Below are 24,275 nucleotides of genomic sequence, written 5' to 3' on the forward strand. Positions count from 1 at the left end.
TCAAGAGGCTGAACGCTGATTGTCGAGGTACCGTCTCAAGCGCTCTTTCAATCCCGGCCGCGCCGCCGATCTCACCAAAGCCGCAAGGTCGCGGTCGCCATCCGATTGCCCGAGTACACGATACAGAGCGGCCCGAGTAATGTTATCGAGCGCCTGCGCCGAAGCACTCAGGGTCGATACAATCTCACCCCATTGTTCCACCGGAACAATATCGGTAATGAACTGCATGTTGAGTGCCTGTTGAGTGCCGAAGCTACTGGTGCGCTCGAGTATTTCACGAGCCCCGGCTGCGCCAACTATGTTGCCAAACCTGCGTGTTCCAAGCACAAGCCCGAACTTCAGGCCCGGCATCCTGAATACCGCATCGCCGGTCGCCACGCGGTGGCGGCAACTGGCGAACAGATCTACGCCGGCGCCAAATACTTTTCCATGGGCGAGCGCCAATGTCTGCGCCGGCGAATCGGCCACGGCCTGCAGCAGCATTTCAATGCGGGTAAAGCGCAACACCAGATCGCCTTCGCTCTGAGCACCCAATTCGGAGAGATCGAAACCAGCGCTGAAGCTTTTCCCTTCCCCACGAAACACCAGCAACTTCGCCCCGTGCTCGTGCGCCTCACCCACCGCCTGCAGCAGCGCATCAACCAGCGAGGCATTCAGGGCATTAAGCTTGGCCGGACGATTCAGCGTGAATGTCCAAACCCCCTCTTGGGATTGCACTTCCAGTTCCTGACTCATGCCGACGCCCTTCGCACCGCGGCCCGCAAAGGCTCCAGAACCTGCGCATTGTGTTCCCCAAGGGCCGGCGGACGATGGCGCACCGGCAAAGTCTGGGACGAAAACCTGATCGGTGGCCCAAAAGTTTTAGTCTGAACACCATTGGGCAGCTCTAACGGCTGAACCCATCCCATATATGCCACTTGTGGATCCTGCAGCACTTGCGAATAAGAATTGATCGGCGCGCACGGAACCCCGGCCTGGCTGAAGCGATGCAACCAGGCCGCAATGTCGGCGCGCCGGAACTCTTCTTCCAGGATTCCAAGTAAAGCGTCCTGGTTGGCCGCCCGGCTGGAAGGGGAAACAAACCGCTCATCCTCCAATAAATCGGGGCGGCCAACCACGTCGCAGACGGAGCGCCATAGCGCGTTGTTGCCCGCGGCCATGCCGAAATAGCCATTCTTACAGCGAAATACCTGATATGGAGCATTGCGCGGATGCGCCGAACCCAACGGCCTGGGATCCTTTCCGCTGCCGAAATACTCCGAACTCTGCAGTGCCGCAATACCCAGGGTCGCACCGAGCATCGATACATCGATGTGCATCCCTTGTCCGCTCGACGCGACCGCCCTGAGCGCCGCTGCGATCGAGAACGCCCCATACAAGCCTGCGGCAAAGTCCGATACCGGAACACCGCACTTGACTGGAGCCCCACCAGGCTCCCCGGTAACACTCATGAGGCCGCTCATCGCCTGAATGGTGAGGTCGAAGCCTCCCTCATTCTTGCGCGGCCCGGCCTGGCCGTATGCTGAGATTGAGCAATAGAGCAGCCTGGAATTAACTTTCGACATGGCGTCATAGCCAGCGCCCAGACGCTCCATGACCCCTGGCCGGTTGTTCTCGATGAGCACATCTGCATCTCTGACCAGCTCGATCAAAAGCGCTAAATCGGCGGAGGCTTTCAGGTTCAGCGTCACCGAGCGCTTGCCGCGGTTAAGGGATGCGAAATTTTCGCTATATCCCTGCGTGATGGGCGGCCAGCTACGTAACGTGTCCCCGCCATCGGGGTTTTCTACCTTGATCACATCTGCGCCCATGTCGGCAAGCAGCATCCCACTGAACGGGCCTGCGGCGACATTGCAGACTTCAATGACTCTGACTCCCGTCAGCGGCAATTGCTGTGACATCACTGTTTCTTCCTATTTCGAAATAATTGCATCGCTTCGACTTCACGCGATCAATAACTGCAAGTCCTGTATGCGGATCAGCATCCAGCACAATCTAAAGCATGGCTATCGCGCAGGTCAAAATTAATTTGAACCATGTGTCAATATTTAGGAACTATGAAACACACACGCGACATGAGCCAGAAGCATCGATCAGGTAAAGTTCCCTCGTAGACGCAGTCACGGTCTCATCGCCGGCGTAAGCCCGCATCGCGCAACCCGTTGGAATGCAATAGGCAGGAGCGCGACCGCCTATTCGCGTACAGGTTCGAATGGCATGGGAACTATCGAGCTTATTCAGGTATAGGACTTCGCAGTTGCCAAGCCAGGGGCACACCTTCGTGAGCCAGTAGCTCGAGTATGGCGAAGCCCTTGAGCAGGCAGCCCCGAAACTCGTTACTGCTACCCGCGGCCGTCAATGCATTTCCAATACACGGCATGGGTCTCTACTTTTTTATTGTAGGCGGAGCCCATGAATTCATATATTTAGAATGAGGCCACATCACAAACGCTATTACTTATATTTCGCGTCAAGTAAAATCCAGTCAGCCGCTCTTTCAGCAATCATTGCCGTCGGCGCATTAGTATTACCACTTATAAGAGTCGGCATAATAGAGCAATCGACTACCCGCAAATTTGCTATACCATGTACCTTGAGATGTGTATCGACCACCGCATTTTTTCCCTCTCCCATTTTGCACGTGCCCGTAGGATGGAATATAGTGCTTCCCGCGCCGCGCGCGTAGTCTAGAAGTTCGGCATCCGTCGTTATTGACCCACCAGGTTTGAACTCAGCCTCGACATAATCTTTTAGAGCACGCGTCTGACCCAGCCTGCGTGCGAATCGCAACGCGAGTATTGCGCACTGTTGGTCGCATTCGTCAGTGAGATAATTCGGCTTGATCTTTGGCTGTTGATGGGGGTCGGCACTTTGTATTTCGAGATATCCACGTGATTTCGGCCTTAGCTGACATACTGAAAAAGTAGCGCCAGGCCACCCATATGGCTTATATCGAATTGATTGCGCCACAATCTTCGAGAAATGGAACTGAATGTCTGGTCGGTTACCAGACGGCAAGACACGCGTGAATAGGCCGGCCGTCGAAACCGGTGTTGCCAGTGGCCCGCTTTTATTTATCAGATATTGCAATCCGATTTTTGATTTACGCCAAAGGCTATTCAGATCATCATTAAGCGTGATTCGCTTCGTCAATTTGTACGATACTGGAACCTGCAAATGATCTTGTAGATTGCGGCCAACACCTGGCAAGTCAGCAATCACCGGGATTCCATGCTGTTGAAGCAATTCCGTCGGCCCGATCCCTGATAGCTGTAACAATTGCGGGCTTTGTAGAGAGCCTGCCGCCAGGATGATTTCTTTCGTGGCCTCTGCCTCCACCGTGGCACCGTTGTGAGTGAAATAAACAGCGCTTGCCTTCCGATTTCCTGTGATGCGGAGCCGCGTTGCAAACGCTCCAGTCAAAACCGTTAAGTTCGGCCTTTTGCGTGCGGGCCGCAAATACGCAACCGCAGCGCTGCACCGTTTCGCATGCTTGATAAAGAATTGATAATAGCCACTGCCAACTTGTTCCGCACCATTAAAATCAGCATTCCTCTGAACCCCCAACTCTTCGGCACCGCGGAATATGGCCTCCATCAATTCGCCCTTCTTTGGCATATCGGAAGCCCAAAGCGGCCCGCTACCGCTGTGGTATGCCGAATCCCCCCGTGTATTGTGTTCCAATTTTTTGAAGTACGGTAGAACCTCTTGCCATGACCAACCCTCTGCACCCGCATCGGCCCAGCCATCATAGTCAGCCTGTTGTCCTCGGATAACCACCATGCCATTGATAGAGCTTGAGCCGCCTATACATACGCCACGAGGCCAAATCATTGCTCGGCCGTTCAAGCTAGCCTCTGGCTCAGTTTGAAATTGCCTTGCGACGGCAGGGTCATAAACCGTTTTGCCATATCCTATTGGTATATGGATCCATGGGTTACGATCCTCCGGCCCGGCTTCAAGCAATAGAACGGTATGAGAGCCTGACGTTGTGAGCCGATTCGCCAAGACACATCCGGCAGTGCCGGCACCAACAATAATGTAATCGTACTTCATATTGCACCAACCCTTGCCAAGGAACGGAAACCTATACTACGGGAACGCTATAAAATAGAAACGAATAGGCAATCGCTATAATCCAGCACTTTATCTATCTATATACTTGAATACAAAATACCTATTGCAGGCGAGCGGTATTTGCCAAACAAGATGCTCACTTTTTCATGCGACCAATTTAAATTTTGAGATGAGCCGCCACGTTCATCCGGAGGATTGAGGCACACTTCGCCGCCATGAAGGTCGCTCAAGAAATCGCAGAGAAAGCCACCGAGATGATTATCGCCAACGCATCCACAGAGCGACTGTGGTGCGTCGGCTTTAAGTCAGATTACAACTACTCTTGATAGCCAGGATACTCACGATCCAAGACTTGGTTTCGTCGCGGCAAACAGCAATAATTTTCCCGACAGCTTTGCCGCACGGCCGTCCGCAGCATCACAGGCTGCCACCCGCGAGCATGCGCAGGCCATAGGCTTACTCATTGTCGTGTCTTGCCTGGCTGACCAAACGCTCCTCTTCCGCTCGATCGGCGGCGCTCAAATCGTCAAGCACATCTACTGTCAACCGGTGAATCTGCCCAGTGAACGGGAATGGGCAACTGTAGGTCTCGTCGATGGGAGTACCGGTATCCAATCCGACATCGAAAGTCTCGGTATACGAATACTGAATGGGCACGGTTCGCGGCACATAGCCGCCTCCGGCCTCAACCCCATTGAACGTAAATTGCACATGTCCCCCCGACCCCAGTTTTTTCTGGTCGACGGTAAACGTCATTGTGATCTCGGTGCGGCCAGCAGGAACGGGAACAGTCGACACAACGGTGTAACGCTCCTCCCCGCTAAGATTATGGACATAATGGAGATGCCCCTTTCGTACATACATGCCATAACCGCCAAATCGCCCACCGGCGGTAACCAGCATACCTTCTGGGCCTTCCACCGGAATCGTGAGGTCTGCGGTAATCCTGTGCGAGCGCCCCTTGAGATTGGGCGCGCTTCCTTCGGGGATACCGAATACACCCGATTGATACACAAAATGCGTACGGCCTTCTGAAGGCGACGGCCCCTGGTGGTAGCGCTCCCCATATCGATCGTCCAGCGGCAGAACCTTGCCACGCTGCGCCTGCTCCCACCAGAGCAGCTGCAACTCCCGAAGCTTCTCGGGGTGAGTTGCGGCCAGATCACGCGCCTGGGAAAAATCGATGTCGACGTGGTACAGCTCCCATGGATCCGAGTCAAAATCGCCAGTCGAGCCACCGCCGGCAATCTGCCATGGCAAACGTCCCCGATGCCTCACCCCGGCGACCCAACCTTCATGATAGATGGCGCGATGGCCAAACAATTCAAAATATTGTGTGCGACGCGTGGATGGCGCATCGGATTTGTCGAAGGAATACATCATTGAAACGCCTTCAATTCCCGCTTGCTCGATGCCGTTGACCGATGCTGGAGCGGGAATTCCCGTCGCCTCCAGGATGGTGGGGACAATGTCGATGCAATGATGGAACTGTTCGCGCAGCGTGCCGCGGTCGGCGATTTTTCTGGGCCATGAAACTACCACCCCGTTGCGCGTACCTCCGAAGTGCGATGCGATCTGCTTGACCCATTGCATCGGCGCGGATCCGGCCCAGGCCCATCCTACCGGGTAATTCGTATAGCTCATCGGGCCGCCTATATCGTCGATGCGCTCGAGCATCTGGGCAAGTGTCTGGGGTGCGCCGTTCAGGTTGCCCCACTTGTTGATCTGCCCCTGCAACGTACCTTCGGCACTGGGGCCGTTGTCGCCGGCAATAAAAATGACCAGGGTGTCGTCATCAATCCCCTGGGCTGCGAGCTCTTCCATCACTCGGCCGATTTGATGATCACAATGGGATAGCGCGCCAGCAAAGGCTTCCATCAACCGCGCGCCGAGCTTTTTCTCATCATCTGTCGCCTCAGACCAAGCCGGAATTTCGGGTGGGCGCGGCGTCAACTCGGCATGAGCAGGAATAATGCCTAACTCACGCTGCCGGGCGAAGGTTTGCTCGCGCTGACTATCCCAACCGTGATCGAAACAGCCCCGATACTTGTCTATCCATTCCTTGGGGGCATGATGGGGCGAGTGTGCCGTGCCGGGCGCAAAATACAGGAAAAACGGGCGGCTGGGATCCACGGCACGATGCATGCGAATCCAGTCGATTGCGTGATCTGCCAGATCCTCGTCGAGATGCAGATCCTTTTTTTTCGTCTCGCGGCGTATAACAGGGCGAGTATTTTCTATGATGGGAGGATCCCACTGGTTGCAATCGGCACCAAGAAAACCATAGAAATATTCGAACCCCATACCGGTAGGCCAGCGATCGAAAGGGCCCACTGGGCTAGTCTCCCACTCCGGCGTGTTGTGCCACTTTCCGAAGGCGCCGGTACTGTATCCGTTGGATCGCAGAATTTGCGCAACGCAGGCGGAATCGCGAGGCCAGATTCCGTTATATCCCGGGAACCCCGTTGCAAGATTGGCAATCGAGCCACTGGCGACGTTGTGATGATTGCGGCCGGTCAGCACCGCAGCCCGCGTGGGGGTGCACATGGCTGTGGTATGAAAGCGATTATATTTCAGGCCTCGCCGGGCAAGCCGATCCAGCGTCGGCATGCTCACGGGCCCGCCGAAGGTGCTCGGGTGGCCAAACCCGACGTCATCCAACAAGACCAGCACGACATTCGGCGCCCCGGCAGGTGGCTGAACCGGTTTGGGAAAATCGGGAACGGAATCCGCATAAGTCTTACCAATCTTGCCCTCGAATTCGGGGTCTTTGGGCGGAAGCTCGTCGCGATTCTTCATTGCTATCTCCTTGCATACAATTCCGGCTACTGATCGACATAGAGGCTCGCAAGACCCGTACCGGTAATATCTACGCTCATTTCTCATCACCCTCAATACCGGGCAATATCCTGTTTAACGAATTCCGCGGCGCGCTCACCCAGCATGATTGTCGGAATATTGGTATTGCTGGAAACCTGAAACGGCATGATGGATGCATCCGCTACGCGCAAGCCGCTTACGCCATATACCCGCATTCTCGAATCCACCACCGAATCTACTTCAGCACCCATACGGCAGGTCGCAATCGGATGCCAACAGGTGCTGCTCGTCTTGCGGGCGTAGTCCAACAACTCCTCGTCGCCATCGGCCCCGAGAGGCGGGCGCGTTGCTCGTTTGATGAGGGTCGACATTGCCGGCTGCTCGGCGATCTTGCGCAGCATCTTCATCAAGCGCACCGTCACTTCCTGATCGACCGGATGACTCAGATAATTCGGCTGGATGCTCGGCGACTGCCGCGGGTCTTTCGAAATGGCGTGTATGCTGCCGCGGGACTCCGGATACAGAAAATACCCGCCGATATGAAAACCGGAAAAATCGTCGATTCCGGTCTTGATGCTGGTCGCCAACCTGGCGGTACCGCTGGTTAAGCCAACCTGCAGCCTGGCATCCGGATAAGCAAGCCCCGCACGCGTTCGAACGAAGGCCGTTCCGGCAATTCCGGTCGTGGCGAAAAGGCCCTGATGGGAAAAAAAGTAGCGCAGCAACTCCCTACCCATGCGAAGCCGGCTTCTCAGCAGATCATTGACCGTATAAGGTTCGACGCACTCGTAGTTCAGGCGTGGCATGACGTGATCCTGCAGATGCTCTCCCACGTGCGGATTATGATGCACTATCGGCACTCCCAACTCGCGCAAGCGCGTGGCGTCCCCAATACCCGACAATTCCAGGAGCTGTGGAGACCGGGTGGCGCCGGCGCACAACAATACCTCCGCAGACGCTCCTGCACTTTTCGTCACTCCATCTGGCGCGATATATTCGACGCCGACAGCGCGCATGCCCTCAAACAGGATGCGCCTGGCAAACACCCCCGTGACGATTTTCAGATTGTGGCGGCGCCGGGCCGGCTTCAGATAGGCAAACGAAGTATTGCAGCGTCTGCCGTCATGCAGATTCATCTGCATCTGGGACGCCCCTTCCGCCACCAGATCGTTGTAATCGTCCACGAGCGGAATGCCAGTCTGGCCGCAAGCAGAGACAAACGCCGCCGAAAGCGGGTTCGGACGCGACTTGACGATAGTGACGGGCCCCGATTTGCCGCGAAATGCCGGATTGCCTTCCTTATACGTTTCGAGCCTCATAAAAGCCGGAAGCACGTCGTCAAAACCCCAGCCAGGGCAATTCGCCTCTCGCCATTCATCGAAGCGCTTGGGGTGTCCACGCACGGCGAGCATGCCGTTGACGGAGCTCGATCCACCTAGCATTTTCCCGCTGGGCCAGTAGATCTTGTTGTCGTACAGATTCTTTTGCGGCAACGTTTCAGCCCGCCATACATAGCGGTCGTCGTTCAACAACTTGCCGACTCCTAGAGGAATGCGCACGAATGGACTAGTGTCCGGCTTGCCTGCCTCCAACAGCAGAACTTTGACGCCAGCATTTTCCGAAAGCCTCGCGGCCAATACGCTGCCGGCCGACCCGGAGCCAATTATGACGTAGTCGTATTTTTCTACCTGTGAGTTCATATTGGGCAGTATCTGTCGAGACAATAAGGGAATGAATGATGAACCGGGCCTCATCAATCCTTCCCGCAGGGACGCAGGGCGGAGAGGATGGGTCGTTCCCTCTCCGTGCCCCGGCTTGTGCCCGATCAGGGGCACAATCGATAAGACACCGCGAAACACGAAATCAGAAACAGCCGAAACATTGATGACGGCCCGGTATCAGGACTCAATCTACGGCATGCCCGGGCCAAGGTCAAAAATAAATTGAACGACGTTTTAATATTTAGGAAATTGACCATCGCCTACCCAGTATCGTCAACTTGGCATATCGCCAACAGTCCACGCCATTGGGGGGCTCCAACCCGCCCCCACGCCGGCTCAGGCTAACGTCGCGCGGACAATGCAACGGAACCCAATATGGCAGGCTCCCGTATCGATCATTTGAGGCTGTCGCGCGGAAGGCCGGTAACGGTCGCAGTAGGACGGTGCACACAAGAATGACCCTCCCTTCAGAACCTTGCGCGGAATCTGGATGAGAGGCTGACTCGGGTCGTAGCTGTCCGGCCGGCTCGGCCCGCGTGGGTTGACAGACGTACAGCAACGCTTGGACTCAGAGCGAGGCTGCTCGACGTACCAGTCCCGTGTCCACTCCCATACGTTTCCCGCCATATCGACGAGCCCATAACCGTTGGGCGGATAGCTGCCCACAGGCGAAGTCCGCTCGTAGCCATCCAGGGCAAGATTCTGAGAAGGGAATTCGCCTTGCCAAGTGTTTGCCATGTAGCGGCCGTCAACCATAAAGTCGTTCCCCCACACATAGACGGCTGCCTCCAGCCCTCCGCGGGCGGCAAACTCCCATTCCGCTTCGGTAGGCAGATCTTTGCCGGCCCAGTCCGCATACGCCAGGGCATCTTCGTACGCCACATGGACTACGGGATGTGCTTTCAACCCTTCGATCGAGGTGCCTTCTCCATCAGGATCGCGCCAGCACGCCCCTGGAGTGAAACGCCACCAGGTATAGGGATTTTCCAGTGAAACCGGATCTCGGGGTGGCCGGAAGGTCAACGAACCGGGTACGAGCAGCTTGGAATCAATGCCCGGATATTGCCGTGGATCCATGCCCTGCTCCGCCAAGGTTACGTAACCCGTAGCTCGCACGAACTCGGCGAATTGAAGATTCGTGACCGGCGAGTGATCCATCCAGAAACCATCCACTTGCACGCGCCGCACTGGAGCTTCTTCCGGGTGGTGATGCTCGCTGCCCATCATGAAAGAGCCGGGAGCGATCCATTGCATGCCATCAGTCGAGGCCATCTTCATCACTATCTCGATATTTCAATCGCGGACGGGCGCGATCAAGTGCGGCGCGTAACCCAATTCGCCCGAAAGGCTTCTGGCAGCACCTACCACCATGGGTGCCATAGACTGCATCGTGGTGTCGGTCAGTCGCTCTCCAGGGCCGGCGATGCCTATCGCGGCGACAACATCCCCACGGCTGTCAAAAACCGGAGCAGCCAGACCACGCACTCCCCCGCGCCACTCGCCACGATTGATGGCATAGCCCTGGTGGCGCACGCGCGCCAGTTCTTTATCAAGAGCCCGCCTTGATTTGACTGTCAATGCCGTGAATGTTTCCATGTGATGCGTTGCCGCAGCCACTGTCGCCGCATCGGCATAAGCCAGCATTGCCCGACCTGTTGCAACACAATAGGCAGGAGCCCGGCCACCCACCCGCGTATAGGCACGAATAGCTTGCGAGCTGTCGAGCTTATCGAGATATAGGACTTCGTTGTTATCGAGAACCGATAGATGCACGGTTTCCTGAGTTCGCTGGGCCAAGTCCCGCATCAGGGCAGCAGCTATCCTGCGCAGATCTATGCGGTCGGCAATACGCTGCCCGAGCTCCCATAGCTTCAGACTGCAGTCATACAACCCATGTTCCGTCTGTTTTAGCCAGCCAGCGCCGCACATAACTTGCAACACCCGATGGATCCCGCTCTTGGGTATGCCCAGATGCCTGGCAATCTCGGTCACACCCAAAGGCTCATCCCTATGAGCCAGCAACTCGAGTATGGCGAAGCCTTTGAGCAGTGAGCCGGAGAGCTCGTTGCCCGTATTCGCTTCCAGCAATGCTTTCCCATTTTGCGGCATGCGTTTCGGCCTTCCTTGAAAGAAGTAGCGTCTTATTTGTTCATAAATTAGGAATTCTGTTCATTCTATTTGAACACGTTATTCAGTGTCAATGCTCTCAAAATACTCAAGCTCGAAACCAACTCGAACGAACTCTACCTCATCCCCATCGAACACTCTTTCCTATGTCGCCACATAACCGACCTGTTTGACGATCGCCTGCCATTTTGCCCTGTCCTGCTTCAATAGTCGGGCAGCCTCCTGCGGTGAAGTACTCATGGCGCTCATTCCCGATTGAGCAAGCCCGGCAAGGATCTCTTTGTCCTTAAGCGCAACAACCAAAGCAGTACAGAGAGCCACCACGATTTCTCGGGCCATACGTACCGGCGCGAAAAAGGCGTAATAGCCTTTGTGAATCATGTTTTTGTAGCCTTGTTCGATAAAAGCCCGCACGTTAGGTGCGTAGGGATTTTTCTTGTCACTGGTCAGAGATAGTGCGCAGGCCTTTTGCATCATAAAGCGCATCGAAGAGATCGCTGTTCTGAATACCTGGCAGGGCAAACACGTCGCGAACGCCATTGTCCACCAGCGTCCGCAACAGAATCTGAGCAGTCGTCCCACTCAAAATACCATCTTGCAAAGTTACCTGAGTCATCGTCTAACCTTCATGCGCCACTTGAACAAGGGTTCGTCAGGTGCCATCTTCGCAGCATCCACTTGGCCGGATATGGCTCGTCACAGTTGGCGACAAGCCGTGCACATAGTCATTTCCCCCGGCGGAGAAGCACGACAGAATAAAAATTCCTCACAAATTGGCTACGTAGGCCGGCCTTTGGCCGGTTGGTCGATTACCCAGCCTGAAAATCCGAGCCGCCTTGCCCGCCATCTAGCGGGAAATCGCTAGAACAAATGCAGATGATTCTGTTTTATTAAGTCCGAGTACCAGTCATAATCAGAATGCATCTGTTTGGACACCTGTGCAGGCGTCATCGGGTCAGGTTGGATGACGAAGTGTGCAAACTGCTGTTGCACATCGGGCATCGCAAGTATCTTGTTCAGCGCGGCATTTGCCTTGTCAATAATCGCAACGGGCGTATTGGCGGGAAATGCGAGCGCATACCAAGTATTGAGTTCCCATTTACCAGAGACACCAACCTCGCCAAGATCCGGAACATCTGGAAGAGACGGTAGGCGTTGACGCGACAGAACAGCAAGCGCATGCAATTTTCCGCCTTTACCCAAAAATGGCTGAGTCGCGAGCGGTGTATCCACCGTATAAGCAGTTTCCCCAGACGCAACCGCTGTTACGGACGGAGCGCTTCCCTTATAAGGAATATGCTGCCCCGCCAAGCCAGCGTTATGCTTGAGCATCTCGATAGAAAACCACATTGCAGTGCAGCACGAACTGAACTGTAACGATCCTGGATTCTTGGCTGATACCTGCTGCAGCTCTTTGAAGGTTTTGTAGGGCGAATTCTTGCTTACCACCAGAACCAGCGGCGTCTTGGCAATCATGCCAATGGGAGAAAATGCCTTGAAGGGATTTACGGGCTGCTGAGGCTTGATGATCTGGTTCTGGACGAGCCCCATGGTTATGATCCCCATTGTATAACCGTCCTTCTTAGCGTTGGCGAGCGCCGCCGCACCCACCATGAATTCCCCGCCCGGCTTGTTCTGTACTACGGCGGAAGTACCCCATACTGCTTTGAACTTCTCCGCCAATATTCTGGCAATAGCATCAGAAACACCACCTGATCCGAAGGGAACTATAATATTTAGCGTCTGGCGGGGATCCGGATAATTTTCAGCATTGGCGACATTGACTGTGCCAGTAATGAGTGCCGCTGCAACGAGGCAGCGCGTGAAATGACTTTTCATGTTGTCTCCTATATATCAGCCGTGAAAGCACAAAGGGCCATCGCAAAAACGCGTGACTACCATCTTTGAGATCATTAGATGCTCATTATTGAAACAAGCCGAGTATTGGTATATGCATCGAGGGCTTCAGGGCCGCCTTCGGCACCATAACCCGAGTCGCCGATGCCCACGAAAGGGACTTCCGGCCACGGAGCCGATGCCTGATTGATCCACAACATCCCGACCGTGACCCTTTGGGCTAGCTTGTGGGCGTTCTCGATCGAACGTGTAAATGCATAGCCAGCAAGGCCGTATGCAAGCCGATTGGCCTCCGCGATCGCTTCATCCATTGTGCGGAAGCTTCGTATCGGCGCTATCGGCCCAAATGGCTCGTCATTGAAGATCCGGCTGTGGGTCGGCACTGCGGCAAGCACTGTCGGTTGCCAGAAATACCCCTCTCTATCCAATGCCGAGCCGCCCGCAATAACCTGCGCCCCTTTATCGACAGCGTCTGCGGTCAGCGCAGCCATCGCCCGGATCCGGCGCTCATTGGCCAAAGGCCCCATTTGAGTTTCTTCGACATCACCGGAACCGACTTTCAAGCTGGACGCTTGCTGAGCAAACAATGTTGCGAACTCTTCACTAACGCTCTCGTGAACCAAAAAGCGGGTGGGTGAAGTACACGACTGGCCAGCATTGCGAAACTTCGCGGCCGTCATCACCTTGGCAGCGTACGCAATGTCTGCATCTTCTGCGACGATCACCGGTGCATGACCGCCCAGCTCCATCGATATCCGCTTCATATGCATGCCGGCCAGTGACGCCAGATGTTTGCCAACCCGGGTCGAGCCCGTGAAACTGACCTTCCGGATCGCGGGATGTGCAATCAGATACTCCGAAATCTGCGCGGGTTCGCCGAACACGACACCAACCGTTCCTCGCGGCACCCCCGCATCGACAAACGCACGCAGCAGCTCTGCCGCGCATGCGGGCGTTTCCTCAGGCGCTTTCACCAGAATTGAGCAGCCGGCAGCCAGTGCGGCCGCCACTTTGCGTACAATTTGATTGACAGGAAAATTCCATGGCGTGAACGCAGCGACTGGCCCGACCGGATCCTTCACCACCATCTGCGTGGCGGACAGGTTTCTCGACGGCACAATGCGCCCATAGATGCGCAATGCCTCGTCGGCAAACCAATCGATGATCTCTGCCGAAAATTCGATCTCGGCTCGGGCCTCAGACAAGGGTTTGCCCTGTTCCTGCGTCAGCATGTAGGCTGTCTCTTGCGCCCGTTCCCGCAATAGTTGTGCAGCCCGACGCATCGTCTTCCCCCGCTCTGAGGCAGGCATGCTGCACCATGTATTAAATCCCTCTACCGAGGCCGCTACGGCCTCTTCCAGATCTTCCCTGCTAGCGTGCGCAACAGTGCCGATCGGTTTACCGGTGGCAGGATTTTTCACTTCCAACGTACGCCCCTGTTTCGCTTCTCTGAATCGGCCAGCGATGAGGAGTTGGGTATTCGGGTAGTTCATTTGACGCAGCGCGGTTGACGGTAAAAGTTGACTGTTGCGGTGACTTTAGAAGTGTCTCTCGAATGCGTCAAAAGAAATTAGAACCTTATCCTACATGTTGAGATAAATCATATCGACCCAGCTCCGCTAACGCTTTTCGACTACGTCTCGCAATTAGCTTCAGTGGCTAGCAATGCTTTTCTCGTCGCCCCTACGCAGTAGGAGAGCTTCCTTACAAAGAAGGGGGCTGAACGCCATAAGCCGGCCGTCGCTCAGGAACAGCGCCAGCCCGAAATCCGGTAGCGCCACAACAACCACCAGCCCCCTTTATCGGCCTTGCATGGAGCCGTAGGTAGCATGCTCCAGATATTTGTAACGCCAATAATAGATACAGCATGGCCACATCACGTGCCAACGTACCTTCGAGTTCACCTAGGCAATTGATGCTCAGCGGCCCCATGTTGCAAAGGGCTTCGCTCCGAAAATCGCTTCGAGCACATATACGCCACCAAGGACGCGGGATTAATCACTAGAAAAGTAAAGCGATCTCCACCCTTCCATGGCCGAAATCGGCAGCACGGCATACACCGTGGAGCCCGATACGACCAAACTCGAAATTCGGTAAATTACATCAAGCTGCCGCCATAATCTCTGGTATAGCCCAAGGCTTTGGAAAGTTGTAGAGCCACCCTGGCAATCAGTGGCCCAAACTCTTTGATCGCTGCAGCGGTCTGACGCTCAAGAGGGCCGGAAATGCCCAACGCTGCAACAGCTTTATTCGATCCGTCGAAAACCGGAGCAGCAACTCCTCCCACACCGTCACGCCATTCGCCACGGTTGACCGCATAGCCATTGGCCATTACTTTGCGCAACTCTCGCTTCAGTACCGATAAGTCGGTGATAGTGGCAGGGGTGTAGCCTACAAACTCATTGCCGAATCTGCTTAGATACTCATCATCCGCAGCGGCTAGCAATGCTTTTCCAGTCGCTACTGCATAGGCAGGGGCACGGCCGCCTAACGACGTATACGCTCGAATCGGCAGCACACCGTCTATCTTTTCGATGTATACGACTTCAAGGTCAATCAGAACCGACAGATGCAAGGTTTCATGAGTCACCTTCGACAACCGCTCCATGAAAGGCAATGCCACCTTCCTGATATCCAACTTTCTTACCGAACGGGCACCCAACTCAAACAACTTCATCGTGCTGTGAAAACCGCTGCGGCCTTTGTCCCGTTCGACATAGCCGGCATGAATGAGAGTCTGCAAGGTGCGATGCGCATTACTGCGGGTCAAGCCCATTTGCGAGGCCAGCTCGTCTATGGTCTGTACGTCGCCCCGCATACTGGCAACCGTCTCGAGTACGGCAAGTCCTTTGAGCAATGTCTTGTCCATAGGGGCACTGGCCTTTCAGAAAAATAGCTTGCCACTTTCGCTACGTCGGCTCGCTTAGCTAGATGATCTTAGGGCGATAGCTACCTTAATTGCCCGTTTTGTTCAAATAGTTTGAACTATGTTTATTTATTTTGAACAAAATTTTAGGTAGGTCTGGCCCACAAGTCAAGCACACCCATGCAAATGACTTGCCGCCCAGTCGATGCCGACTGCCAGCGCCCGGATCCGTGCATCGGTGCTGATCGGTTATCGCGGCATTGGTACGACCTGGCGCGCCCAGCCGATCAAGAGGTGGAATGTAAGGCTTTGCCAATACCGAACTGCTTTCGTAACGTGCTGCACATCAAGGAGACTTTCTATCGCAGCAGGCTCAATCAATACGGCCTGTGCCAGGCTTAAGGCCTACGGCTGATTCCAAATGCTCCGGTGTTCAATGCGCTCCAACAGGGCTACCAAAACATGTCGGATGTGCAGATGTCCTATGGTGAAACTCTGACCTTCGATCGCATCGGCGAGTGCCTGACTGTCTTGGAGCGGGACATCAGCCGCCTGGCCTGCACCGGTTCTGCTAAGCCATTAATCCCATACATCTACAAGTGCGCGTCATCACTGGTTGAGCCGAAAATTGTGGTTAAGGTCGCATGTAGAGAACCGGACGCCCTTGCGCCTGCTGGTAACCGCCAAGGGCAACCATGCCCGCAAGAACACCAATCTTAGGGAGCTGGATTCCTTGCGCAAAGTGCTCGACGACGAGGAGGCGCTCGTCGGGCTGGATGACGACGGCCGGGGCTTCATCGCCCCCTTCAGGGCACAAGTCGTCCCACCTCATCCACGACGAAGAGAAAGTCGCCGGGTTTCTTGCCACATGGGCGCGTACGTGAGCTGTTATCGCAGGAAATTGGCTGTCGATTCCGCCTTATTTACATATGGCCGCAACTTGACGCGACCTCGCCGAGTCAGACTCCCGCATGCCCAATAAGATATCCGACCCTGTCTTCGAGCAATTCCTCCCGCCCGAAAATCGCGCGCAAGGCCCTAAGCCGACAGCGCTAGGGCCGCGGCGGCAAGAGCCCCGGTTTGTCTTCGGAGTAGGCCTTGAGCAGGTGGTAGGCGATGGCGTATGGCTTGGGGCTCGACAGCCCTTGCGGGTGCGTGCCGGCAAGCATGGCGGCGACTTCGGCGCGCGTGAACCACCGGGCATCCTCCAGCTCGGTCGTGTCGACGACGATGTCGGTGTCCAGGGCGCGGGCAAAACAGCCTATCATGAGCGACGATGGGAACGGCCAGGGCTGGGACGCGAAATACGAGACGTCCGAACAGGCGATTCCGCTTTCTTCGTGAATCTCGCGCCGCACCGCGGCTTCGATCGTTTCGCCCGGCTCGAGGAAGCCGGCGAGCGCCGAATACATGCCGGCCGCGAAGCGCTGCTGTCGCCCCAGCAGGCAGCGGTCGCCGTCGACAGCCAGCATGATCACGACCGGGTCGACCCGCGGGAAATGTTGCGCGCCACAGGCATCGCAGTCGCGCCGCCAGCCGGCCGACGATATCCGGCTGGGGGCGCCGCAGTTGGCGCAGAACCGGTGGCGGCGGTGCCAATTCAGCATGGCATTCGCACCGCCCAATTCGCCGAGCAGCGGCGGGGGCACCAGCCCGCGCAAGGCGATCGATCGCAGATCCAGCATTTCCAGGCCAGGGGTGGCCGCCACGCGGTCGGCGCGATCCTTGTCGAACGCCAGCGCGAACAGCGCCGTGCCGTCTTCGCCCTGCCCCAGGAAAATGTCGGCCAAGGGCTCGCCCCACTCGGCCACCTGGCGCTGCGTGAACAGTGGCTCAACTGCATCCCCCCGCACTCCCAGCACCGGAATTTCGCCGACGAACAGAAAAAAACGTGTCGACTCCTCGCTCCGCAGGCCGGCGACATAGTCTTGGTCGTGGCGTATTTCGGACAGCCGGTTCAGCGGATTCAGGTTAAAACCGATGGGAGAAGGACGGTCGAAGGGATACATCTGGACTCCTGATGAGCAATTACAGGCGCGTGAACAAGCCGTGGGTTACGTCTCCGCCGTAGTATTCGATCTGCATCGCTTGCGGCTGGAAGGTCACCGCCGAAACGGATCCGCGCGGGGCATTCTCGCCTTGCAAATCGAAGATGAACGTGTCGCCATCCCAATGGCGCAGCGCATATTTCGTCTGCATGGGGCCGAGCGTAAGTTCCAGGGCACTGCCGTCGCCGTTAAGACTTACGCTGGCCTTGCCGTAATAGGTGTTGGTGTAGCTGCCGGTGTAATTCACCAGCGGCTTGGGCGGCACGGGCGAGGCCGGGGGAGTCTGGCCGGCAAATTTGCCCTCGGGCTTGTACAGGCCGTGCATGGCATCGCTGTTTTGTGTGAAATCCAGCCAATCGCGGCTGGGTGCGCCGCTAGGTGCATCGCCCAGGGCCTGCTCGCCAAAGGCCAGCGCAATGGCTTCGGCCAGGCCGCGCGGCTGGGCATTGGTCAGCACCGTAATGCCCAGGCCCTCTTCGGGCCACAGGATGAAGGCGGTGCCCGCCCCCAGCAGGAACGCCCCGCTGTGCGACACAGTGGGATGCCCATGCGGGTCGGTGCCGACATTGAAGCCGTACCCGTACTTTCCTCCCGGCCGGGCCGTCAGCGCGGCCTGCAGCGCAGTAGGGCTGATCAGATCCTGTCCATGCCACCGGCCTTTGTCCAGCACCAGCTGCATCCACAGCGCCATGTCGGACACGCTGGAGCTGACGCCGCCGGCAGGCGACTGGGCATCGGGCTGGCGCGGCGGGTTCTGCACCTGATAGTGGGCCGGCTGCGCGCCGTAGCTGTCGTAATCGACGTCGATCTGCACATGGCCCCAGGCACGGTTGTCGCGCGCCGCGAAGTCGGCGTAGCGCGAACTGGTGTGGGTCATGCCTAATGGGCGGTACAGGGTCTGCTCGGACAGCGTTGCCCAGTCGGTGCCCACCGCCTGGGCCATGCCCTGGGCGGCGGCGGTCAGGCCGAAATTGGTGTAAGCGTAGTCGCCGCGGTTGCCCACGCTGGCCCAACGCAAGCGATGCAGGATCTCGTCGCGTGAGTAGCCGAGGTCTTCCAGACGGTCTCCGGCATGGTCGTGCAGGCCCGAGCGATGGGCATACAGATCGCCCAAGGTCAGTTGCAGGTTGAGCGACGGGTCGGGGTAGGCCAACTGGAAATAGGGCAGCACCTGCTGGATCGGAGTGTCCCAGTCTATCTTGCCACCGGCCGCGCTGCCGGGCATGTGCCCGGCCATTACCGTAGAGCCGACCGACTTGGATACCGAGGCAAGCTGGAAAACCGTGTCTTCATCAACAAGGGCGCTTTCGCCCAGTTTGCGCACCCCGAAACCGCGGGCATACAGGGTCTGGCCGCGATACACCACGGAGACGGCCACGCCCGGCACACCGGTACGAGCCAGGTATTGCGGAACCAGGGTGTCCAGCTGGGCCACCGCCTGCTGCACCCGGGCCGGCGGGTCGGAGTCATCGCCGCCGCCACCGCAGGAAGACAATAGCAGCGCCAGGCATGCCATGCCGGCAGCCAAGCCGGAAGAAGGGAACGACATGATGTGTATCCTTTTGTGGAAACTGCCGCTTTTTTTTCTCAAGAAACCGAAGAATGGCCGGCCTCGACCGCCATCCGGATGATACCGGGCAATCGAGTATAGAGCTTGGCGCAAAAAATGGGGCGGATCGCGGTTGCGCAGCGCCCTCAGCCTATCCTAAGTTTCGGGATGTAGGCTTTGCACTTTTGCAAAGATACAAGGTACGCAACCGTGGACGGACAATCGGCACCCTCTTCCTGCTTCGCCGCCTCCGACGAGGCGAAGAGCAAAATCCATACCACGTGGGAACATCTCGCGCGCTCGCAGGTCAAGCGCCGCCGCGCGCTGGGCTGGCTGGCCGCCATCGCCATGTGCTCTCTGCTATGGGTAGGATCGGCGTGGCCCGAAGCCAGTATGGAAAACCAGGGCCTGGAGTGGCTCGGCCTGGCACTCATCATCGTGGCAATACTCGGACGTGCCGCCTGCATGCTTTATGTGGGCGGGCGCAAAGGATCGGATCTGGTCACTGAAGGCCCCTATTCCATCAGCCGCAATCCACTCTATGTTTTTTCCATTCTGGCGGTTTTGGGCATCGGCCTGCAGACAGGCAGCCTGATCATCGGCCTGATCCTCGCGGGCGCCGCCTACCTGATCTTCCGCTGGATCGTGGGCGAAGAAGAAACTCTGCTGCGCCTGGTTTTCGGCGCATCTTTTGATGCGTATTGCCGCGAGGTGCCCCGTTTCTACCCGCGATGGTCGCTGTGGCGATCCCCGCAGCACATAACTGTCGATCTGCAGGGGGTATGGAAGACGATCCGCGACGCCCTGCCCTACTTTCTCGCAATTCCGGTATTCGAGCTGATCGAGGCCGCCCAGCAGATGGGCTGGGTTCACGTGTACGTCTCGCTATATTGACCCGGGAATCCTGTCGCTGAATCGCGCAAGCCCAATCTTTCGGGCAGGCGCCTGACACACCGGCCGCCCTCGCGGTTCGCGGCATCTGCGAGCCACCTGCCGCACGCCTCATCGTCGCAAGTCCCTCGATGTACACTGGGCGCATTTCAGCGCCCGCGGCTTTGCGTCGGGCTGTCTTGCGGGCAAAGCCAGCCGCGGCGCCGGGATACGGCTTCGGGCGAGGCCCGGCACTTCAAGTATCTTGCGGCGGGCAAAGCACGAGCCCGGGCACGCAGACGCCCAGACTCCCCGCACAGCACCCGCGCTATGACTGGAGGAGATTGAATTGAGGGTGCTGCTGGTCGAAGACGACCCGATGATCGGCGAAGCCGTCCAGGACGCGCTCAAAGCGGCCGGCTATGCCGTAGACTGGGTCAAGGACGGCTGCGCCGCCGACACGGCGGCACGGACTCTGCGCTACGATCTGATCCTGCTCGACCTGGGGCTGCCGGGCAAGGACGGCCACGACGTGCTGCACGCGATCCGGGCGCACGATGATCCGGTGCCGGTTCTGATCCTGACCGCGCGCGATGCCTTGAGCGAACGCCTGCTGGGGCTGGACAGCGGCGCCGACGACTACGTACTGAAGCCCTTCCAAATGGAAGAGCTCCTGGCGCGCATGCGCGCGGTGCTGCGGCGCAAGGAAGGCCGGAGCGCGCCCATCTTGAGCAACGGCGTCGTTACGCTGGATCCCGCCACACACATAGCGACTACGCCGCAACGCCAGCCGGTGCGCCTGACGGCCCGCGAATTCGCCCTGCTGCGCGCCCTGCTCGCCCGGCCCGGCGCCATTCTTTCACGCAGCAAGCTGGAAGATCATATCTACGGCTGGGGTGAAGAAGTGGAAAGCAACGCAATTGAATACATCATCCACTCGCTGCGCAAGAAGCTCGGCAACAACGTCATTGAAAACGTGAGGGGGCTCGGATGGATGGTCTCAAAAAGCGGCTGAACGGATCCGTCCGATATCGCCTGTCGTTCTCGCTGTCAGTAACAGTCATTGCCATCGCGCTCGCGGCAGGCGCCTTTTCTTTCGTGTCGGCCTTCAATCAGGCAGAAGAACTGCAGGACGACGCCCTGATCCAGATTGCAGCCCTCGCCGACCAGAGCGCCCCCAGGTGGACTCCAGCAGCCGGCGGAACCGAGCTGAAAGACTCGGACAACGACTCTTCGGTCTACCTTCAAACGCTCGGCGCCGCGGCATCGGCGCAACCGCATCGTACGCCGTTGGGCAAGATGCCGGTACTGCCCGCTACGCTTGCCGACGGATTGCACACCATCGACTGGGAGCGGGGGGCGTATCGCGTGCTCGTGAAGACGATCCATACAGGCGACAAGATCGCCGTCTTGCAAGAAACCAGTGCGCGCGACGACACTGCCTATCGCAGCGCACTCAACACCTTGCTGCCCTTTCTGATTCTCGTCCCGGTACTGCTTTTCCTCATCGCCCAACTCATCCGCAAGATATTCCGGCCCATTACAGAGCTTTCCCGGCAAATCGATGCGCGCGCAGAAAACGACTTGCGTCCTGTGCGCGACGCACACCTGCCCTCCGAAATAAGGCCCTTCGTCCTGGCGATCAACCGGCTGCTTGCCCGCGTGGCCGAAGCCGTCAATATCCAGCGGCGCTTTGTGGCCGATGCCGCCCACGAACTGCGTTCTCCGCTGACCGCCTTGTCCCTGCAAGCCGAGCGCCTTGAACATCTGCCGATGTCAGACAGCGCCCGAGAGCGGCTGCACATCCTGGAAGACGGTATCCAGCGCGCCGCCAGGCTGTTGAATCAGCTCTTGAGCCTGTCCAAAGCGCAAACGGCCGCCGGCCAGGCCGATGCAGAGATTTCCATACGAGACATCTACCGGCTGGTGCTGGAAGACCTGATGCCGCTCGCCAAGGCAAAACATATCGATCTCGGCGTACTCCACGGCCCCGACTTGGCCGTCCGGGCCAAAGAGCTGGATCTCTACACCATGGTCAAGAATCTGGTGGACAATGCGATCCGCTACACTCCCGCGGGAGGCCGGGTGGATCTGTCCGCAGAGGCAAGCCCGCAGGGCACCGCCATCCGGGTCGTGGACACCGGGCCGGGAATACCGCTGACGGAGCGGGAGCGCATCTTCGACCCGTTCCATCGGATTCTCGGCACCGAACAGGTCGGCTCGGGCCTGGGCCTCGCAATCGTCAAGGCCATTGCCGAGCGGCTCAATGCGGGCATCCAGCTCGATTTCGCGGACTCGGCCGCTCGAACTGGCCTCGCCATCACCATTACGATTCCCGGGCCGGAGCAGGCATGATCGTCTTTCCATGACGATCTCGCAATGATCCCGCACGATCGTACATAGTCGCTCGGCCGCCAAAGACGCCGAGCGGATGCCAGGCTGCGCCGCAGTTAATATAGAGGCTACGCCAAAAAAATACCGTTCGATCCGCGGACGGTTTTTTTTGATCGACAAGAGAATGTTCGTGAACCCCATACCAAATCCGGCAGGCCCCATCGGCATCGTCGCCGCCCTGCGCCAGGAGCTAAGCGGCCTGCTCGCGCTGATGCACGACGGACAGCCCGTCCATATCGGCAACCGCGAATTCTGGGTCGGAGAGCTGGACGGCAGCCAGGTCGTTGTGGTGCTGTCCCGCGTCGGCAAGGTCGCGGCGGCGGCCACGGCCGCCGTGCTGGCAGCACACTTCGGTGCCCGCGCCATTGTCTACACCGGCGTGGCCGGCGCCCTGGCGCCGCAGGTCGCCATCGGCGACGTGGTCGTGTCGACCGAGTTTCTACAGCACGATGTCGACGCGTCGCCGCTATTCCCGCGCTGGGAAATCCCCTTGACCGGCATTACGCGGTTCAAGGCGGATGCGAAGCTGGCCAAAGCGCTGGCCGCCAGCGCGCGCACCCTGCTGGCGAATCCGTCTTTCCTGGTGGGCGACACGGTGCTGCATGCATTCGGCCTGACGGCGCCCCGCGTGCACACCGGCCTGATCATCAGCGGTGACCGATTCGTTTCGACCGAGGCCGAAAGCACCGCACTGCGCAGCGCCTTGCCCGACGCGCTGGCCGTAGAGATGGAGGGCGCGGCGGTAGCGCAGGTCTGTCACGAGTGGAGCATCCCTTTCGCGGCCGTGCGCATCATTTCCGATCGGGCGGACGACGCGGCAGGTGTGGATTTTCCCCGCTTCATCACAGAAGTGGAATCGCGCTACAGCGTGGCCATCATCAGACGCTGGCTGAGCCATGCCCTGGACGACCAGGGAAAATCCCGTCCCGACGGCCCATTACATCTTTCGAGTGAAGCAGAGCACAAGTCATGGATATAGCAATCATCCTGTTGGTCTTTGCCATCGCATGGCAAGCGCTGCGCATACGCTACCAGGGCGAACGCGTCGCCCTGCTGGGCAGCCATCTCGCCGACCTGCAGCTCGAACGCCACATGGAAACCCTTACGCAGGGCTACCTGCGCGCCATCCACGAGCAAGACGAGTCCCGCCAGCTGCAGGTACTGGATACCTACGCCCCGACCGAGCGCAACGTCGCCGCCCAGGCGAAAACCCTGGCCGACTCCATGCAGAAGGAAAGCCCCCAGGCCATGGGCATGAGCCGCTACCCGTTCTGCCTGCCCTACGCCGAACGCTACCTGACCCGCACGCTCGATTTTCGGGAGCTGCTGCAGATTCACGCCGCCGGCCTGCGCTACGTGGTGGACAATGAAGCCGGCTGGGATCCCAAGACCCGCGCCTACCATCTTTCGGCAGAACTCTATCTGCTGCAACACAGCTGCCACTGGTATTGCAAATCCCGCAACGTCGCCGACGCGCGGCTGCTGCTACGGCATCAGGTCAACCACAAGACCGTATTGGCATCCGTATCCGCAGTGACACGCGAGGCTTATGAAAGATGGATGAAGGGCGGCCAATAGCAGTGAAAATAAGGGCCACCCATACGGGATTCACATATTCAAGAGCGAGTACCGCTCGACCTTCTTTTCCCGAACCCACGGCTGCGAAGCCCGATTGAACGACAGGAAATGCGCAGACGCGAGATGAAGCTTGAATGCATCCTCGCTTGCATACTTCTCATATAGGAAGAACACAGGATCGGCCGCCGCCTCGCACACATCGAATGTCAGGCAGCCCTCTTCGTCGCGCATCGACGTCGCGGCGTTTTCCAGAATCGCACGCCGGAACTCATCGGCGCAGGCCTCATATATCGTGAATGTCGCTGCAATGATAAACATGTTGATCGATCAAGCCAGAAGAAAGAAAAAGAAGGCGCGATTTAAGCACG

Annotated in this window: 20 protein-coding genes; 5 read left to right on the forward strand and 15 right to left on the reverse strand. The window is 57.7% G+C overall.

From position 1 onward, the window contains the following. The 14 genes from CEY11_RS18350 to CEY11_RS18420 form a co-directional block, all read right to left on the reverse strand. A complete protein-coding gene (locus tag CEY11_RS18350) occupies positions 1–735 on the reverse strand; it encodes an enoyl-CoA hydratase/isomerase family protein (RefSeq protein ID WP_088604848.1) in 735 nt (244 codons plus the stop codon). Continuing rightward, the gene (locus CEY11_RS18355) at positions 732–1,901 is read right to left on the reverse strand and encodes a CaiB/BaiF CoA transferase family protein (protein WP_088604849.1); all 1,170 of its coding nucleotides are present in this window, start codon (positions 1,899–1,901) and stop codon (positions 732–734) included. Before CEY11_RS18355 ends, CEY11_RS18350 begins: the two co-directional genes overlap by 4 nt. A gap of 553 nt (positions 1,902–2,454) precedes the next feature. Beyond that, on the reverse strand, positions 2,455–4,056 hold the full coding sequence (locus tag CEY11_RS18360) for a GMC family oxidoreductase (RefSeq protein ID WP_088604850.1): 1,602 nt from the start codon (positions 4,054–4,056) through the stop codon (positions 2,455–2,457). Positions 4,057–4,533: 477 nt separating this feature from the next. Further along, positions 4,534–6,876, reverse strand: a complete 2,343-nt coding sequence (locus CEY11_RS18365; RefSeq protein ID WP_088604851.1) for an arylsulfatase — start codon at positions 6,874–6,876, stop codon at positions 4,534–4,536. Between the two features lie 92 nt (positions 6,877–6,968). Continuing rightward, positions 6,969–8,597 (reverse strand): GMC family oxidoreductase, encoded by a 1,629-nt coding sequence (locus tag CEY11_RS18370; protein WP_158215369.1) that lies wholly within the window; start codon positions 8,595–8,597, stop codon positions 6,969–6,971. Between the two features lie 357 nt (positions 8,598–8,954). Then, positions 8,955–9,896: a formylglycine-generating enzyme family protein gene (locus tag CEY11_RS18375; RefSeq protein ID WP_198958935.1), complete on the reverse strand. Its 942-nt coding sequence runs from the start codon at positions 9,894–9,896 to the stop codon at positions 8,955–8,957. A gap of 15 nt (positions 9,897–9,911) precedes the next feature. After that, positions 9,912–10,727, reverse strand: a complete 816-nt coding sequence (locus tag CEY11_RS18380) for an IclR family transcriptional regulator (RefSeq protein ID WP_088604853.1) — start codon at positions 10,725–10,727, stop codon at positions 9,912–9,914. A 162-nt stretch (positions 10,728–10,889) separates the two neighbouring features. Continuing rightward, complete coding sequence (locus CEY11_RS18385) at positions 10,890–11,222, reverse strand: tripartite tricarboxylate transporter substrate-binding protein (protein ID WP_158215370.1); 333 nt, start codon at positions 11,220–11,222, stop codon at positions 10,890–10,892. Next, on the reverse strand, positions 11,185–11,361 hold the full coding sequence (locus CEY11_RS18390; RefSeq protein WP_088604855.1) for a thiamine pyrophosphate-binding protein: 177 nt from the start codon (positions 11,359–11,361) through the stop codon (positions 11,185–11,187). Before CEY11_RS18390 ends, CEY11_RS18385 begins: the two co-directional genes overlap by 38 nt. Positions 11,362–11,606: 245 nt before the next feature. Beyond that, the gene (locus tag CEY11_RS18395; RefSeq protein WP_088604856.1) at positions 11,607–12,584 is read right to left on the reverse strand and encodes a Bug family tripartite tricarboxylate transporter substrate binding protein; all 978 of its coding nucleotides are present in this window, start codon (positions 12,582–12,584) and stop codon (positions 11,607–11,609) included. A 74-nt stretch (positions 12,585–12,658) separates the two neighbouring features. Further along, complete coding sequence (locus CEY11_RS18400; RefSeq protein WP_088604857.1) at positions 12,659–14,095, reverse strand: NAD-dependent succinate-semialdehyde dehydrogenase; 1,437 nt, start codon at positions 14,093–14,095, stop codon at positions 12,659–12,661. Between the two features lie 605 nt (positions 14,096–14,700). After that, on the reverse strand, positions 14,701–15,471 hold the full coding sequence (locus CEY11_RS18405) for an IclR family transcriptional regulator (protein ID WP_088604858.1): 771 nt from the start codon (positions 15,469–15,471) through the stop codon (positions 14,701–14,703). Between the two features lie 1,049 nt (positions 15,472–16,520). Further along, the gene (gene nudC, locus CEY11_RS18415; RefSeq protein ID WP_088604860.1) at positions 16,521–17,477 is read right to left on the reverse strand and encodes an NAD(+) diphosphatase; all 957 of its coding nucleotides are present in this window, start codon (positions 17,475–17,477) and stop codon (positions 16,521–16,523) included. Between the two features lie 19 nt (positions 17,478–17,496). Beyond that, a complete protein-coding gene (locus CEY11_RS18420; protein ID WP_088604861.1) occupies positions 17,497–19,065 on the reverse strand; it encodes a serine hydrolase in 1,569 nt (522 codons plus the stop codon). 210 nt (positions 19,066–19,275) lie between these two features. On the opposite strand from CEY11_RS18420, the gene CEY11_RS18425 reads away from it, so the two are divergent. From CEY11_RS18425 to CEY11_RS18445, 5 genes are all read left to right on the forward strand, one after another. Continuing rightward, the gene (locus CEY11_RS18425) at positions 19,276–19,959 is read left to right on the forward strand and encodes a methyltransferase family protein (protein WP_088604862.1); all 684 of its coding nucleotides are present in this window, start codon (positions 19,276–19,278) and stop codon (positions 19,957–19,959) included. Positions 19,960–20,284: 325 nt separating this feature from the next. Continuing rightward, positions 20,285–20,950, forward strand: coding sequence for a response regulator transcription factor (locus tag CEY11_RS18430; protein WP_088604863.1), 666 nt, complete (start codon positions 20,285–20,287; stop codon positions 20,948–20,950). Then, entirely contained in the window at positions 20,926–22,290 is a 1,365-nt protein-coding gene (locus CEY11_RS18435; protein ID WP_088604864.1) for an ATP-binding protein, read from the forward strand. The genes CEY11_RS18430 and CEY11_RS18435 overlap by 25 nt, the downstream gene beginning before the upstream one ends. A gap of 178 nt (positions 22,291–22,468) precedes the next feature. Beyond that, positions 22,469–23,308, forward strand: coding sequence for a 5'-methylthioadenosine/adenosylhomocysteine nucleosidase (locus tag CEY11_RS18440; RefSeq protein WP_456297775.1), 840 nt, complete (start codon positions 22,469–22,471; stop codon positions 23,306–23,308). Beyond that, positions 23,299–23,907, forward strand: a complete 609-nt coding sequence (locus CEY11_RS18445) for a hypothetical protein (protein ID WP_088604866.1) — start codon at positions 23,299–23,301, stop codon at positions 23,905–23,907. Before CEY11_RS18440 ends, CEY11_RS18445 begins: the two co-directional genes overlap by 10 nt. 30 nt (positions 23,908–23,937) lie before the next feature. Here CEY11_RS18445 and CEY11_RS18450 read toward each other — a convergent pair whose 3' ends face one another. Continuing rightward, entirely contained in the window at positions 23,938–24,225 is a 288-nt protein-coding gene (locus CEY11_RS18450) for a putative quinol monooxygenase (protein ID WP_088604867.1), read from the reverse strand. Positions 24,226–24,275 lie beyond the last annotated feature (50 nt).

The sequence above is a fragment of the Candidimonas nitroreducens genome, from assembly GCF_002209565.1.
Classification (GTDB): Bacteria; Pseudomonadota; Gammaproteobacteria; order Burkholderiales; family Burkholderiaceae_B; genus Candidimonas; species Candidimonas nitroreducens.

Coding starts and splice junctions, on each gene's coding strand:
- CEY11_RS18350 (WP_088604848.1), bottom strand. CDS start 735: ATGAGTCAGGAACTGGAAGTGCAATCCCAAGAGGGGGTTTGGACATTC.
- CEY11_RS18355 (WP_088604849.1), bottom strand. CDS start 1,901: ATGTCACAGCAATTGCCGCTGACGGGAGTCAGAGTCATTGAAGTCTGC.
- CEY11_RS18360 (WP_088604850.1), bottom strand. CDS start 4,056: ATGAAGTACGATTACATTATTGTTGGTGCCGGCACTGCCGGATGTGTC.
- CEY11_RS18365 (WP_088604851.1), bottom strand. CDS start 6,876: ATGAAGAATCGCGACGAGCTTCCGCCCAAAGACCCCGAATTCGAGGGC.
- CEY11_RS18370 (WP_158215369.1), bottom strand. CDS start 8,597: ATGAACTCACAGGTAGAAAAATACGACTACGTCATAATTGGCTCCGGG.
- CEY11_RS18375 (WP_198958935.1), bottom strand. CDS start 9,896: ATGAAGATGGCCTCGACTGATGGCATGCAATGGATCGCTCCCGGCTCT.
- CEY11_RS18380 (WP_088604853.1), bottom strand. CDS start 10,727: ATGCCGCAAAATGGGAAAGCATTGCTGGAAGCGAATACGGGCAACGAG.
- CEY11_RS18385 (WP_158215370.1), bottom strand. CDS start 11,222: ATGATGCAAAAGGCCTGCGCACTATCTCTGACCAGTGACAAGAAAAAT.
- CEY11_RS18390 (WP_088604855.1), bottom strand. CDS start 11,361: ATGACTCAGGTAACTTTGCAAGATGGTATTTTGAGTGGGACGACTGCT.
- CEY11_RS18395 (WP_088604856.1), bottom strand. CDS start 12,584: ATGAAAAGTCATTTCACGCGCTGCCTCGTTGCAGCGGCACTCATTACT.
- CEY11_RS18400 (WP_088604857.1), bottom strand. CDS start 14,095: ATGAACTACCCGAATACCCAACTCCTCATCGCTGGCCGATTCAGAGAA.
- CEY11_RS18405 (WP_088604858.1), bottom strand. CDS start 15,471: ATGGACAAGACATTGCTCAAAGGACTTGCCGTACTCGAGACGGTTGCC.
- nudC (WP_088604860.1), bottom strand. CDS start 17,477: ATGTATCCCTTCGACCGTCCTTCTCCCATCGGTTTTAACCTGAATCCG.
- CEY11_RS18420 (WP_088604861.1), bottom strand. CDS start 19,065: ATGTCGTTCCCTTCTTCCGGCTTGGCTGCCGGCATGGCATGCCTGGCG.
- CEY11_RS18435 (WP_088604864.1), top strand. CDS start 20,926: ATGGATGGTCTCAAAAAGCGGCTGAACGGATCCGTCCGATATCGCCTG.
- CEY11_RS18445 (WP_088604866.1), top strand. CDS start 23,299: ATGGATATAGCAATCATCCTGTTGGTCTTTGCCATCGCATGGCAAGCG.
- CEY11_RS18450 (WP_088604867.1), bottom strand. CDS start 24,225: ATGTTTATCATTGCAGCGACATTCACGATATATGAGGCCTGCGCCGAT.